The following is a 14,347-nucleotide window of genomic DNA, read 5'->3' on the forward strand; positions in this document are numbered from 1 at the left end:
GAGAGACCCATGTCCCCCTTATTCGTTCTGGCCGCCACATTCGGTGCCGCCAGCGTCGGCGCGCATGCGCTGACCCTTGATGAAGCCCTTGCCGCCACCGGTACGGCACCCGACATCGCCGCCAGTGCCGCCGCGACGAGCGCCGCCCAGTCGTTGACCCGTTCGGCCGGTGCCTTGCCCGATCCCAAGCTGTCGGTCTGGGTCGACGACCTGCAGACGTCCGGCCCCGACGCCTACCGTGTCGGTGACGCCAAGCGCATGGTCAGCCTGATGCAGGAAGTGCCGAACGGCGACCTTCGCGACGCCGAGCGGCAGATCGCCGGTGCGCAGCTGCAGACCAGCGAGGCGCAGGCCCGCTATGCGCAACTCAACGCCCGGCGCGAAACCACGCTGGCGTGGCTGGCATTGCACTACCTCGATCGCAAGCTGGATGTACTGGCGGCCCAGGATGCTGACAATCGGCACAGCCAGCAGGCGGGCGTTGCCGCGCTCAAGGGCGGGGCATCGGCCGACGCCGCGCTGGCGGCACGGCTCGAACGCGACCAGCTCGACGACAGCCGTGACGACATCGAACGCGATCGTGCCAGGGCCCGGGCGCAGCTGGCGCGCTGGGTCGGCCCGGAACTGGCCGCGCAGCCGGTCACGGGTGGGTTGCCGGCGTGGCTGACCGCCGCACGCGCACAGGCCGACGACATTGCCGAACAACCCGAGATCCGCGCAGCGGCAACGCAGGTGGGCGCCGCGCAGGCCGAGTTGGCACTGGCACGGGCGGCGAAAAAGCCCAACTGGGGCGTCGAGGTCGGCTGGGGTTACGACGCGATGGATCAGGGCATGGCGATGGTGAAGTTCAGCTTCGATCTGCCGGTGTTCGCCGCATCGCGCCAGGACCCGAAGATCGCCGCTGCGCTGGCCAATGTGCAGAAGAGCGACGCCGAACGGCAGGCTCGGATGGCGGGCTACCGGCAGCAGATCGACGAACTGCGCGCCGAGCGGATGGCGACCCTCGCTCAGGTGGACCGGCTGAAAACGCGCACCCTGCCGCTGATCGACCAGCAGGTCGAACTTGCGCTCGCCGGAATGAAGTCGGGCAAGGGCAGCGACAGCGTGCTGGGCGCGCGCAAGGCGCGACTGGCCGCACAGATGCGTGCGATCGAGCTCGAATCCCAACTCGCCAATGCCGACACCCGGCTCTACTTCCTGACCGGAGCGCACTGATGAACACCAGGACTACGATTGCGATCGCCATCGCGGCACTGGGCATCGGTGCGTTCGGCGGCTGGATGGGCGCCCGCAAGGGGCTGGATCAGGCCGCGTCGGCCCCGAGCGGCGTGCCCGACAAACCGGTGCTGTACTGGTACGACCCGATGAAGCCCGATGCGCACTTCGACAAGCCGGGCAAGTCACCCTTCATGGACATGGCGCTCGTGCCGCGTTACGCGGACGAGGCCGGGGACGCATCGAGCGGCGTACGCATCGACCCGGCGCTGACGCAGAACACCGGCGTCAAGCTGGCCAGGGTCGAGCGCGGCGAGCTGGCCGGCGGTTTGTCGGTGTCCGGCACCGTCGTCTTCAACGACCGCGATGTGGCGATCGTCCAGGTGCGTACCGGCGGCATCGTCGAGCGCGCCTATCCGCTGGCGACCGGCGACGTGGTCGCCGCAGGCAGTCCGCTGGCCGACGTGCGTGTGCCCGAGTGGCTGGCGGCACAGAACGAATACCTGGCGCTGCGCGGCGATGCACAGCTGGCGGCGGCGGCGAAATCGCGGCTGATCCAGCTGGGGATGAGCGCGGCGGCGGTGGCGCAGCTCGAGCGCAGCGGCGTGGCGCGACCGGTGGTGACGATCAGCGCGCCGCGTGGCGGGATGATTGCCGAGCTTGGCGTGCGTCAGGGCATGACCCTGACGGCAGGGCAGGCGTTGGCACGGATCAACGGGCTGGCCAGCGTGTGGATCGAGGCCGACGTGCCCGAGGCGCAAGCCGCGACGCTGCGCATCGGGGCGCCGGTGCAGGCGCATTTCGCCGCGTGGCCGAATGCACCGGTCGCTGGCAAGGTGACGGCGCTGGTGCCCGAGCTCAAGCTGGATACCCGCACCGTTCGGGTACGGATCGCGGTGCAGAACAAGGACGGCCGGTTGCGGCCCGGCCTGTATGCACGGGTGACGCTGTCCGGCGAGGCGACGCCGGCGCTACTGGTGCCGAGCGATGCCCTGATCGCCACCGGCAAGCGCTTTGTCGTCATCGTCGCCGACGGCAAGGGTGGTTTCAGCCCGGCCGAGGTCAAGATCGGCAGGGAGGCGGGCGGCAAGACCGAGATCTTTGCGGGCCTGAGCGAAGGGCAGCAGGTCGTCGCTTCGGGCCAGTTCATGATCGATTCGGAGGCGAGCCTGCGTGGCGTACTGGCGCGGATGGCGAGTGCGCCGGCTGCAGTCGCCAGCCAGACGGCAATGGCGCCGCTCGAAGGCGTCGGCGTCGTTAAATCGGTCGGGGCCGGCTCGGTGACGCTCGCACACGAGCCGATTGCCGCGCTCGAATGGCCGGCGATGACGATGCCGTTCACGCTGATGAGCTCGTCCACCGCCAAGGGCATCGCGGTCGGTGACACCGTGCGCTTCACGCTGATGATGCATGGCGACGACGTGATGATTGCGTCGATGAGCAAGACCGGCGGAGGTCAGCAATGATCGCCGCGCTGATCCACTGGTCGATCCGCAACCGCTTCATGGTGTTGCTGGTGACGGTGATGCTGGCCGTCTGGGGTGTCTGGGCGGTGCGCACGACGTCCGTCGACGCGCTGCCCGATCTGTCCGACGTGCAGGTGATCATCCGCACGCCGTACCCGGGCCAGGCGCCGCGCATCGTCGAGGATCAGGTCACCTATCCGCTGACAACGACGATGCTGTCGGTGCCGGGTGTCAAGACGGTGCGCGGTTACTCGTTCTTCGGCGATTCCTACGTCTACGTGCTGTTCGACGATCACACCGATCTGTACTGGGCACGGTCGCGCGTGCTCGAGTACCTGAATCAGGTGCAGGGCAAGTTGCCGGCCAGCGCGCGCCCGGCGCTGGGGCCGGATGCCACCGGTGTCGGCTGGATCTACGAGTACGCGCTGGTCGACAAGAGTGGTACGCGCAGCCTGGCCGAGCTGCGCAGCCTGCAGGACTGGTTTCTGCGCTATGAGCTCAAGACCTTGCCCAATGTCGCCGAGGTTGCGGCGATCGGCGGCATGGTCAAGCAGTACCAGATCGTTCCCGACCCGGTGAAGCTGGCCGGCTACGGCATCAGCGCCGATGCGCTGGTCGATGCGGTCGGCAAGGCCAATAGCGAGGCCGGCGGCTCGGTGCTCGAACTGGCCGAGGCCGAGTACATGGTGCGAGCAACGGGCTATCTGAAAACGCTGGACGACTTCCGGGCGATTCCGCTGAAGACCGTCTCCGGCACCGTCGTCACGCTCGGCGACGTCGCGCGCGTACAGATCGGCCCCGAGATGCGCCGTGGCATCGCCGAGCTGAACGGCCTGGGTGAAGTCGTCGGCGGCGTGGTGATCCTGCGCAGCGGCAAGAACGCCCGGGAGACGATTGCCGCGGTCAAGGCCAAGCTGGCAGCGCTGAAGACCAGCCTGCCGCCCGGTGTCGAGATCGTCACCACCTACGATCGCAGCCAGCTGATCGACCACGCGGTCGAGAACCTCAGCCACAAGCTGATCGAGGAATTCGTCGTCGTCGCGCTGGTGTGCGTGGTGTTCCTGTGGCATCTGCGCTCGGCCTTCGTCGCGATCATCACCTTGCCGCTGGGTATCCTGATGGCCTTTGTCGTGATGCGCTATCAGGGCGTCAACGCCAACATCATGTCGCTGGGCGGAATCGCGATCGCGATCGGCGCGATGGTCGATGCGGCGGTGGTGATGATCGAAAACGCCCACAAGAAGCTCGAAGCGTGGCAGCACGATCATCCGGGCGACACGCTCGCCGGCGACGCGCGCTGGCGCGTGATCGGCGACGCGGCGGCTGAGGTCGGTCCGGCGCTGTTCTTCAGCCTCTTGATCATCACGCTGTCGTTCATCCCGATCTTCACGCTCGAAGCGCAGGAAGGCCGGCTGTTCGGCCCGCTTGCCTATACCAAGAGCTACGCGATGGCCGCCGCCGCCGGCCTGTCGGTCACGCTGGTGCCGGTGCTGATGGGCTACTGGATACGCGGGCACATTCCGTCCGAAGCGAAGAACCCGCTCAACCGCTGGTTGATCCGCGCCTACCAGCCGCTGATCGACTCGGTGCTGCGCAGACCGAAAACGACGCTGCTCGTCGCGCTGGTCGCGCTGCTGACGACGATCATTCCGGCGTCGCGGCTCGGCGGCGAGTTCCTGCCGAATATGGACGAGGGCGACCTTCTGTACATGCCGAGCGCGCTGCCCGGATTGTCGGCGGGCAAGGCGGCCGAGCTGTTGCAGCAGACCGACCGGCTGATCAAGACGGTGCCCGAGGTTGCGACGGTATTCGGCAAGGCCGGCCGCGCCGACAGCGCGACCGACAACGCGCCGATGGAGATGTTCGAGACGACGATCCAGTTCAAGCCGCGCGACCAGTGGCGGCCGGGGATGACGCCCGAGAAGCTCGTCGCCGAACTCGACCGCGTCGTCAGGGTGCCGGGGCTGGCGAACATCTGGGTGCCGCCGATCCGCAACCGCATCGACATGCTGGCAACCGGGATCAAGAGCCCGATCGGGGTCAAGGTTTCGGGCAGTGATCTGGCGCAGATCGAGAAGGCCGCGATCAAGGTCGAGCACATCGCCAAGGCCGTGCCCGGCGTGTCGTCGAGCCTGGCCGAGCGGCTGTCGGGCGGGCGCTATATCGACGTCGACATCGACCGCATCGCTGCCGGCCGCTACGGCCTCAATATCGCCGACGTACAGTCGGTGGTTGCACGGCTGATCGGCGGCGAGAGCATCGGCGAAACCGTCGAAGGGACGGCGCGTTACCCGATCAACATCCGCTATCCGCGCGAAATCCGCGACAGCGTGCAGCAGCTGCGCGATCTGCCGGTGCTGACCCCATCGGGGGCGCAGATCACGCTCGGCACCGTCGCCCGGATCGCCGTCGTCGACGGCCCGCCGATGCTCAAAAGCGAGAACGGCCGGCTTGCGTCGTGGGTCTACATCGACGTGCGCGATCGTGATCTTGGCGCCGTCGTCCACGATCTGCAGGCGGCGGTGGCGCGGCAGCTCAAGGCGCCACCCGGCGTCAGCATCGGCTATTCGGGGCAGTTCGAGTACATGGAGCGCGCCAACGCGCGGCTCAAGCTCGTCGTTCCGGCGACCTTGCTGATCATCTTCGTGTTGCTCTACCTGACGTTCCGGCGCATCGACGAGGCGCTCTTGATCATGGCGACGCTGCCGTTCGCGCTGATCGGCGGCGTCTGGTTCCTCGATCTGCTCGGCTATCACCTGTCGGTGGCCGCCGGCGTCGGCTTTATCGCGCTGGCCGGCGTGTCGGCCGAGTTCGGCGTGATCATGCTGCTGTACCTGAAGCAGGCGCTCGAAGCGCGCGAGATCGGCGGGGTCGCGGGTGACGCTGCAACGGTCAAGGCGGCGATCGTCGAGGGCGCGGTCCAGCGTGTCCGGCCCAAGGTGATGACGGTTGCGACCATCCTCGTCGGCCTCTTGCCCATCCTCTGGGGCAGCGGCGCCGGCTCGGAAGTGATGAGCCGGATCGCCGCGCCGATGGTCGGCGGCATGATCACCGCGCCGTTGCTGTCGATGTTCGTGATTCCGGCGGCCTACCTGCTGATGCGGCGACGGCGCAATGGTGTTGCGACGAAGCAGCAAGTGGAGGTCGACACATAACCTTGCATGCCTTTTCTTCACTGATTGATAAATCGGCATTGAATTGACATGCAAGATACGTAAAAAGCCCAGCCAAGCTGGGCTTTCCTATGCGGTAAAAAAACAGGTGCTTATCGTGGGTAATTATGATGTGTTCGCAGGCCTAGCGTTTGAAGTAACGGGCCGGCGTTAGCCGGTCCCGGTTGACCGAAGTGTTAGCCGCTACTGCGCGTATCTTCACATTCATTGAGTCGCTGGTTCCCGAATCTAGGTAGCGATCCTGAGCAATGAAGCGGTGCGCAGCTTCGTAGGCCGCCAATGCTAGGAGCCCGCAGCAGAGCAATGCGACTATGCGAACTACCCAAAAGCCTACTTGGTTTGCAGCGAAGTGCGCGCGAACAATTTCGATGATCTGTATGCCACTCTCGTCTGCCGGGCCGATCCAGTATCGGCTGTTGTCACCGTATGGTTCTTCAATAGTGAACAACGAACCTGCAACCGAGAATTCGCAAAATATGTCTTCCCGCAAGTTGGACCGAGTGACAGCAGCCCCGGGAATTGATGCGACTATGCGACGCGCAACACGACGCCCTAGCAATGAGTTCACCTCAAAGGCGCATAGGCGGCCTTGCTCATCAAGTAATGGGTAAGTGCGCATCGATTGTGACGGCTAACGTTTGAATTAACCGGCTGGCTTTAGCCCGTCCGGGTTGAATGAAGTGTTAGGTGCTTGACGGCTTATTTTGGTCAAATCTTGCTAATAGTGAATTTAAAAACAATAGTAACAAGAATACTAATAGTAAAAAAAGAATAACTACATGCGCTATATGCCAACTAGGAGCGTGAACAATGGTTATTAGACTTAGTAGTGTGTAAGCCGAAAAAATTAACAGTGCGGCAAGTGCGCGACGCCACGAATAAGAATAACTGCGTGGGCGCAAAATAACGTAAAGCAGCAATGTGTCAAAAAGCACGTACGGAATGCTGGAGATAAGTGATCTGCTGTACGAAACATTTTTAGATAAGGTTTCGTAACTGAATATTTCATTGTGGCATGCCATAAAACCAAGGCTAACAATTAAATAAATTAGCAAGAAAATTTCTTTCCGATGCAGGGGAATCAACTGAGCACCTAACGTTGGAATTAAGGCGGCGCCGTTAGGCGTCCGCCTTGAACGACTTGTTAGAGTGCTGACGCACTCCGAAAGTGAAGTAGGCCACCACTATGCCAAGTAATAACGATGGAAGATCGGTTTTTAGAAAATCATCGGTGCTATACAAAGGAATGGCTTCGTCAACGGTCTTGGCTAGTACATTGATAAGGACAGACCAGAATGTGGCTGAAATAAGGCCTGCGAGTAAGGCAGTAACTAGCGGTTTTTCCAAGGCAAGGCGACCCGCAACAAAACCTAGAGCTGCTGCTGGGACAAAAAAGAGCATATTAATAAGAGCTTCTGGAGCTCCTAGAACCTGTTCGCTGAAACCGAAAAAGCAGAATGCACCAAGGATGCTAACCAAGGTCAGGCCTATTGCCATGCTGGTTAAAAATGCGAGGATGGTTGCTCGAAGTTCCATCTGCTGAAGCACTCTAACGCCTGAATTAAGCCGCGCCGCGAAGCGGCGTCGGCTTGAATGAATTGTTAGGGCGCTATTCGACAACGCCCGTGCCCCAGCCATCATAGTCACCGCCATGCTTGGCGGCTACCGCCTCAAGAGCGCGAGTGGTGGCAGTCATTGCCTCAAGTTGCGGTGCCATCACGCGGGTAGCATGAATCTGCCATTGCGACTGTCCGGGAGGGCGATCGACTGATGCGATGGTGTAGCCAAGCTGCTCAATCTCAGTAGCTGCCGCCTTGGCTTTCGCCTTGCTCGGAAGGAGCATGAAGAAGTCAATATTGTGAGGCTTTGAAATATCCGATCCGGCGGCAACAAGATTCTCAATGACGCGAGCATCCTGTTGCTCCGCAATGGACTGAGCCGAGCAGAGGCCAGTAAAGAGTAGAAGAAGCCAAGTCAGATGGATGAGAAATTTCATAGCGCCCTAACGTTTGAATTAAGGGGCTGGCTTTAGCCAGTCCCGCTTGAATGATGGGCTAGAAAAGTTACTGACATTTGTTACTAACAGAAAGATTAGGCGCTGGTTCATATTTAACTTGCTGTAGCCCATCTTTACCTTGGAAGATAAAGTACTTAACTCTACAGTCCTTGGTCATTGTGGAGTAGCCTTCTGCGCGAATGCCACCGCCCTCAATTGTTTTTGTAATTCTGTTATTCGGTTTTAAGGTTTCTAAAACTTTTTCGTAGCTATCGCCCATCGATATTCCGACCTCACCAGTAGTGGTAGTGGCGTTAGTCATAGTGGTGCAGGATGTGCATAAGGAGACTAACAAGATTAAATACAATTTCATGTGAAGCTATCCTTTCTAACGTTTGAATTAACGGGCGGGCTTTAGCCCGTCCCGGTTGAATGAAGTGTTAGGCCATGAATAAACGGATGGCTTGCATGACAACGAGCCAAATGACACCAGACAAAAAGAGTGGCACAGTTGGTAAGTAGCGTTGAATTTTGTTCTCATCGGCTTCACGGTTTTTCCTCAAGATGTCCGAAGTTGCATCGTCTAGCGTATTTTCTGCTACGTCGGAGTTTAGTGAAACTTGAAACCGGTAGCCAGCCAAAGCGATAGCCGCAATACCTAAAAAGAAACCTATGCTTGTATAGCTTTCAATACTTTTCTCGGAGAACAAGAAAATCAATCCTGTGATTAAAAAAGAGAACCTAGTAAAATTGGCAATGCTTTGACTAGTTTTTTCATATCGCCATATATCAAATAAAGTGTGAGTGGTGCTACGGCCTAACGTTTGAAATTAACCGGCGGGCGTTAGCCCGTCCGGGTTGAATGAAGTGTTAGGCCTCATTAAGAACGGCCTGCCGAAATTGCTGTAAATACGCTTTGCCAAGATGAGGCTCAAGTCGGGCTAAACCATCAAGCGCTTGCGTCACGTCGAATGGTTGGTTTGCAAGTACAGATAGGGCTTGGTTGTGTAAAGCATAAGCAAATTGTGCGGCTACAGCAGCTGGGCTTTGGTCTTGAAAATCTAAATGGTTAGCAAGTAGCACGCGTAGTTCAAAGATTGCTGCCGCTAATAAACGTTTCTCTAAATCAACATGTTCGGTCATGAAGAGGCCTAACGTTTGACGTGAGGGGCGGCCGGAGCCGTAGGCGGAGGGAACCCAAAGCGCAGCTTTGGGACGTCCCTCTCGACGGAATTGTTAGAGCGCGTTTCGGTAGTGCCCACGGATTACGGCGATTGAATCAACGGGCTCGCCACCGAAACTCACTGCCTTGCTTTCCAGTGCGGAAAACTTTGCTTGAAGAGCCCCTGGAATCTCTGTCGTTCCGCTCGCGACAACTAGTGACGAAGCAAGATCGAGAGCGCAGTTAAAACCATCGAAATCCTCTTCTGACGCAGCCAACTCGACAACCTCAGATAGCAAAGAGAACGCCACATAGGGTTCGATCTTTTGCTCAAGATCGTTGAAAAGACCAACGGTCATTTCTTCTTCGTGGGCATAGGTTTTTCCCCAGCCCGAGACACGAGCACGGAAGAGAGCCTTTAGCTCTTCTGGATTTCCTTCCAGTGCTTCGTGAAGGTGCTCTTTCCCGAGATCGAGGATGCTGCTCATCGTTTGCGCTCTAACGTTTGAATTAACCGGCTGGCTTTAGCCAGTCCGGGTTGAATGAAGTGTTAGGGCTGGCATGTGATTGGCTAATTTCTCCAATACCTCGAATTTCCAGCGATAGGAGCTGTAGAGAAATTCACCACCATCTTTACGATCAGTGAGCTTTGCATTAATTTTAAATTTTGTTCCTACAGGGTAATCACGTGACAAGGTTTTCGAGCATTGAACGTGAAGATTTTCTGGAAAGCCTTGGCCGTTAACTGGGCGAATGTGAACGATGCCGTGCAACCCCGTAGTTTTGGAAGGTATATAACTCTCCACTATAACTGTTTGGTATGGTTCCAGCATTTTGGCCATTATCGTACCTCGTGATAAAGCCCTAACGTTGAAACTAAGCGGACGGACAAAGCGCAGCTTTGGCCGGTCCGCTTGAGTGAGGGGTTAGGCATTTTTGCCAGAATTGGCTTTAGTCCACAGAAAAAAGACTCTACCCCCTAAATGCCAAATACATACTGGCCAGACAAGAATGGCCGTGATAATTACGAAAATATCAAGCTCAAATGAAGCCGATGTTCCTGGCCGGTAACAATCACCAATAGGTGGACAACCGATTTCTGCGAGTAGCCGCTGATTGATGTTATTTACTGCCACTGGAAGATATGCCGCGACTGAGCACCAGCAAGTTCGGAGTACAAGCCAAAGCTTCTTCATAGGGACCTAACGTGTGAACTAAGCGGACGGACAAAGCGTAGCTTTGGCCGGTCCGCTTGAGGAGTGACGGGTTAGGGCGGGACGGTTGGTTGCTAAGACCGCCTGACACCCCAACCGCTGTTGTTTCAAAAAACCACCGCGCTGAAAAATAGCGACGCGACGCATGGCACGAACTTTGGCCGAGACCTTACCGCGCCACGGTGCGCAGCCGGCGAACCCAACTTCGATTAGACCAGCTAATTTCACGTACCCAAACACAACCTGGCGATGTTGTGGCGAGATTGCTGCATTTCTACGAAGCGAATTTGCCATGAATTGCAAGACGAGAACGAAATACTCACCAACGGTTTATTGATGAAACTGCTTCGACCCTAACGTTGGAAGTAACCTGCCGCCGGAGTTGCGCAGCAACGGAGGGAACCCAAAGCGTAGCTTTGGGCAGTCAGGTTGACTGAAAGGTTAGGCATTTATTTCTTTATAAAATTTTCAATGTCGTTTGGTTTGCGAGGACCATCGGTAAGCCATTCAACCCGCCATTCAGTTATTCGCTCGCCTTTTTCGTGAATGTATTGACCGTCTTGAGGCTCATCAATCCATTCTAGTTGCCGGACTAAGACTAATGGCTCTTCCGCACCCTCTGTGCTTTGTGAGAGTGCCAGGGCTTCATCGTAAGTAGCGAATGCATAGAAATAGTCACCGCCGTCATGGTGATCTGGTGAACCTTTTTCGGGGTGGCACCAAACGCGATATTCCAATACATGATCATAAAAGTACCCGCCGCCAGACTTGGTCAGCGCTGGGTATTCGCCTACTTGTGTGGGATCTATAGCAGGTGGAAATCTCATGAAATGCCTAACGTTAGACGTAACCGGACGCTGCAGCGCGCAGCGATGCGGCGGTCAGGTTGACGGAATTGTTGGGCAATAGATTACTCATTCGGATACTCGATATAGTTGACGTCGATTCGTTCCTTGTACTTCGCGATCGACGCTTCGAGAACGTCAAACTCAACCTCTTTCGCGAACAACCTCATGCAGGTTCTTCGCTCGGTGTCGTCCCTGAAGATTTCCATAACGAGTTCGCCATCGATATAGGTTTCCAGACCAATTCCATCTCTCGGATTGACGTCACTCGCTACAAGGTAAGTGATTTTTCTTTCTGCGTGAATTGCCATAGCTTAGCCGGCCCAACGTTGGAAATAACCGGACGCCGAAGGCGGTCCGGGTTGATTGACGGGTTAGGGGTTGTTCGGGTTGTTCAGCTGATTGTTATTTTTGTTTTTGAGCTAAAAATTTTGTCAATGGGTCCTTTCTTTCCTTCAATGCAACTTTGAATGTGCATCATAAAGGCTGCAGGGTTATTAGATTGATCTGAGCTATTTTTGATATTTGCATTGTATTCTTCTGTGCACTGATTGGCATATTTACTTACGTCTCTCTGTACGGAACAAGATGCTCCCAAATAAGTTAGGAAAATTATTGCTACGTATTTTATATATTTAAGCATTTTGTGAGATTTATTTTGTTTGAATAAGTTGGGTGTGATCGTGCTATTAAATTGGCCTAACGTTGGAAATAATTGGCCGGCTTTAGCTGGTCCGGGTTGATCGAGGTGTTAGGGACGACTGTTTATTTGTGAGAGGCATATGTTGTTAGCAGGATTTAAATCATCTTTGAATGCTCGGTCGGCGCTGCCATCCATGCGAGAATCAAGCTCGTTAGGGTTGTACCTCTTACTCGCCTCTTTAAGAAGACATGAACAAAATTTTTGCGCGATTTCGGATGGCATATTTTTCCTATTTTCCAGACGCCTTGTACATTTCTCTTTAAACGAAATCGCTGCTTCCACTTGAGATTTTTCTGCAGCCGGCCCACAAGCGGCAAGCAATAGTGCAGTAGAAATGAAAAGCGCATGAACTGCAAAATGCATATTTTTTCCTGTGAGAAAATAGGAGTAGATAGCCCCTAACGTAGAGTTGAGCGGGTTGCGCGGCTGTTTGCGCAGCTCCGCTCGAACGCCGGGTTAGACCTCATCGCCCACGCTCGCTTTACTTGGCTTGAGATGCCTTATGACGCTGCATATGATTTTCAACTTCCGTGCAGCTTCCATGGTACGGCACGATTCGTTCCGCAGCATCACTATCGAATATCGAACGCCAAGGATCTGACTCGGGGTATGTGATTAGCCGTCCCATATCCATGGGATCAGCGCGACTTGGGCCTGCACCCAAAATTGCCTGATCCGCAATCGTCGTTAGATCGCTATCACGGTCGAACAAAATGTAGCCTAACGAGCTTTCGCCTTTATAAGCTTCTGGTCTCGGGCGCTGCATCTTAAATATTGACGATTTCTTTCCTTTCTCGGCCACTTTTGGAACCACTCGTTGAGGCTTCCCATCGGGGAAAATGATCATTCCATTCACGTATGCCTGCAGTAGCTTTCCGGCTTGATCGTAGTCTGTGGAGATATTCCATCGCCAGATGTAGTAATTGCACAGATTGATATCGTATATGTACTTCTCAACACCAGGTTCCACCGGGTGAGTCTTCAATGTAGCTTGACCTTGCGTGACAAACACAGTTCTCAAACCCTGGCGTGGCGTGTTCAATGGAAAGTGATCACGCACAAAATTACGCATTTCATCCAAAGTTTTAACGGATTCAAATCTGAAATTCGAGTCCGACTTTTCCGCGGCGAATACATTGAATGAAACAAACGCCAATGCTATAGAAATGATGCTAGAAAGTATTGTCATCTGGAAATATTTCTTTGTAGAGGCGATGAATTGATGCGGGCACTGTAAGGTCTAACGTAGAGGTGAGGGGCAGCCGGAGCGAAGCGGAGGGAGCCACAAGCGCAGCTTGTGGCTGTCCCTCTCGACCGCCGGGTTAGCCGTTTTGCTCACTCCAAGCAAAGCAGCTCTGCCTGAAGGATAGAAAGCAAAGCACTTTCTTCGATTTCAATCTCCTCGAATTCACGACAAACAACCTCCAGCATTACGTCCTTGAAACAAGCGATGTAGTGCTGGCGATCAGCGTACATGGAGTCTTGGTGGCGGGGATGAACTCTATTGGCGGTGATCATTTCTTGCACCCACGGCGAATTTTCGACTTGGTACAAGCCGTACCAAGTCAATCCGAACTTCGTGAGCGGATGACTTCCTCGCGCTTCGTCGTTTGGTCCGCCGTACTTGAATGAGCTAAATCTAAATTTCAAGGCACTGACTGAGGTACCTACTTTCTCTAGGAGAAGGTAGAGATCGCCTTGTGTTGCAAGGACGAAATTCTCGTACTGAAACGAATAGTCTTTTTTCAACTTAACTTCGCGGACGACGGGTGCATTCATGAGCTGAAGAAAACGGCTAACGTTGAAAATAACCGGACGCCGAAGGCGGTCCGGGTTGATTGAAGTGTTAGGCCCGCATCAAATTATTGATAAACAGCATAACAGTTATATATTTTTGGCTGAGCCCTGATAAAACCTTCCGCTGCTCTTACATCTTCTTCTGTGCCATGAGGTAGTTCAACTTTGTTTGAGGCTATGAGCTTTATCTTTGCCGCCATGTGGCGGCAAATTGTTTTGTTGAATGACTCATTGTCGTTACTGTTCTTTTCATTTGATAGCGTCAACAACGCTCTGAGATTAAGGCTTTCGATTTTTATTAGCTGCGAATTAGTTAACTCTGTTATAGCAACTAACGACTCTTGTGCCTTAGGAATAAAAGTCTGTTTGCAGAAAAAATAACCTAAGCTAAAACCTGAAATAAAGACCGCAATAAAAATTGAAATTCTTCTTATCATGTGGCACCGATGTCCGCGAGTTTGAGCCTAACGTTTGAATTAACGGGCGGGCGGAAGCCCGTCCCGGTTGAATGAAGTGTTAGGCCTGCCCGCGATGAAGCCATATGCCGCAGCCACGGAAAGACCAAAGCCTGCCCCCCAAAGCGCAGGGAGAAGCCGAGAGGTAACTGTGATGCCGTGACCTGTGAGCGGGGAGCCAAGCAATAGTGTAAGGCCAATAATAAACATAACACCGACCACGCCACCAAAGGCTGCGCCAGCCAAGAGAAGATTGATCTTATTTAGCTTGCCTCGACCGCGCAACGCGCAAATAGTAGGCAAGCCAATAGAAAAGAAAGC

15 protein-coding genes are annotated in these 14,347 nt (G+C 55.6%); 3 read left to right on the forward strand and 12 right to left on the reverse strand.

Translation table 11 applies throughout. From position 1 onward, the window contains the following. Positions 1-9: 9 nt before the first annotated feature. The 3 genes from R0382_RS13100 to R0382_RS13110 are packed head-to-tail and all read left to right on the forward strand — an operon-like array spanning position 10 to position 5,836. On the forward strand, positions 10-1,215 hold the full coding sequence (locus tag R0382_RS13100; protein WP_432720077.1) for a TolC family protein: 1,206 nt from the start codon (positions 10-12) through the stop codon (positions 1,213-1,215). After that, entirely contained in the window at positions 1,215-2,681 is a 1,467-nt protein-coding gene (locus R0382_RS13105) for an efflux RND transporter periplasmic adaptor subunit (RefSeq protein ID WP_432720079.1), read from the forward strand. Before R0382_RS13100 ends, R0382_RS13105 begins: the two co-directional genes overlap by 1 nt. Then, positions 2,678-5,836: an efflux RND transporter permease subunit gene (locus R0382_RS13110; RefSeq protein ID WP_432720081.1), complete on the forward strand. Its 3,159-nt coding sequence runs from the start codon at positions 2,678-2,680 to the stop codon at positions 5,834-5,836. Before R0382_RS13105 ends, R0382_RS13110 begins: the two co-directional genes overlap by 4 nt. Positions 5,837-6,973: 1,137 nt before the next feature. Here the strand turns inward: R0382_RS13110 and R0382_RS13115 are convergent. From R0382_RS13115 to R0382_RS13170, 12 genes are all read right to left on the reverse strand, one after another. Continuing rightward, the gene (locus R0382_RS13115; protein WP_432720082.1) at positions 6,974-7,402 is read right to left on the reverse strand and encodes a hypothetical protein; all 429 of its coding nucleotides are present in this window, start codon (positions 7,400-7,402) and stop codon (positions 6,974-6,976) included. A 61-nt stretch (positions 7,403-7,463) separates the two neighbouring features. Continuing rightward, the gene (locus tag R0382_RS13120) at positions 7,464-7,850 is read right to left on the reverse strand and encodes a ribonuclease E inhibitor RraB (protein WP_432720084.1); all 387 of its coding nucleotides are present in this window, start codon (positions 7,848-7,850) and stop codon (positions 7,464-7,466) included. A gap of 67 nt (positions 7,851-7,917) precedes the next feature. Beyond that, positions 7,918-8,130 carry a hypothetical protein gene (locus tag R0382_RS13125; RefSeq protein WP_432720085.1) on the reverse strand — a complete coding sequence of 71 codons (213 nt, stop codon included), beginning with the start codon at positions 8,128-8,130 and terminating at the stop codon, positions 7,918-7,920. Between the two features lie 160 nt (positions 8,131-8,290). Next, positions 8,291-8,560, reverse strand: coding sequence for a hypothetical protein (locus R0382_RS13130; protein WP_432720086.1), 270 nt, complete (start codon positions 8,558-8,560; stop codon positions 8,291-8,293). A 160-nt stretch (positions 8,561-8,720) separates the two neighbouring features. Beyond that, on the reverse strand, positions 8,721-8,993 hold the full coding sequence (locus R0382_RS13135; RefSeq protein WP_432720087.1) for a hypothetical protein: 273 nt from the start codon (positions 8,991-8,993) through the stop codon (positions 8,721-8,723). 93 nt (positions 8,994-9,086) lie between these two features. After that, positions 9,087-9,500 carry a hypothetical protein gene (locus tag R0382_RS13140; protein WP_432720089.1) on the reverse strand — a complete coding sequence of 138 codons (414 nt, stop codon included), beginning with the start codon at positions 9,498-9,500 and terminating at the stop codon, positions 9,087-9,089. Positions 9,501-9,536: 36 nt separating this feature from the next. Beyond that, complete coding sequence (locus R0382_RS13145) at positions 9,537-9,854, reverse strand: hypothetical protein (protein ID WP_432720090.1); 318 nt, start codon at positions 9,852-9,854, stop codon at positions 9,537-9,539. A gap of 821 nt (positions 9,855-10,675) precedes the next feature. After that, a complete protein-coding gene (locus R0382_RS13150) occupies positions 10,676-11,053 on the reverse strand; it encodes a GCN5 family acetyltransferase (protein WP_432720091.1) in 378 nt (125 codons plus the stop codon). A gap of 769 nt (positions 11,054-11,822) precedes the next feature. Continuing rightward, complete coding sequence (locus tag R0382_RS13155) at positions 11,823-12,137, reverse strand: hypothetical protein (RefSeq protein WP_432720093.1); 315 nt, start codon at positions 12,135-12,137, stop codon at positions 11,823-11,825. Positions 12,138-12,255: 118 nt separating this feature from the next. Further along, positions 12,256-12,963, reverse strand: coding sequence for a hypothetical protein (locus tag R0382_RS13160; RefSeq protein WP_432720095.1), 708 nt, complete (start codon positions 12,961-12,963; stop codon positions 12,256-12,258). 146 nt (positions 12,964-13,109) lie between these two features. Continuing rightward, on the reverse strand, positions 13,110-13,523 hold the full coding sequence (locus R0382_RS13165; RefSeq protein ID WP_432720096.1) for a hypothetical protein: 414 nt from the start codon (positions 13,521-13,523) through the stop codon (positions 13,110-13,112). A 113-nt stretch (positions 13,524-13,636) separates the two neighbouring features. Beyond that, the gene (locus R0382_RS13170) at positions 13,637-14,008 is read right to left on the reverse strand and encodes a hypothetical protein (RefSeq protein ID WP_432720098.1); all 372 of its coding nucleotides are present in this window, start codon (positions 14,006-14,008) and stop codon (positions 13,637-13,639) included. Positions 14,009-14,347 lie beyond the last annotated feature (339 nt).

The sequence above is a fragment of the Jeongeupia wiesaeckerbachi genome, from assembly GCF_050916355.1.
GTDB classification, from domain to species: Bacteria; Pseudomonadota; Gammaproteobacteria; order Burkholderiales; family Chitinibacteraceae; genus Jeongeupia; species Jeongeupia wiesaeckerbachi.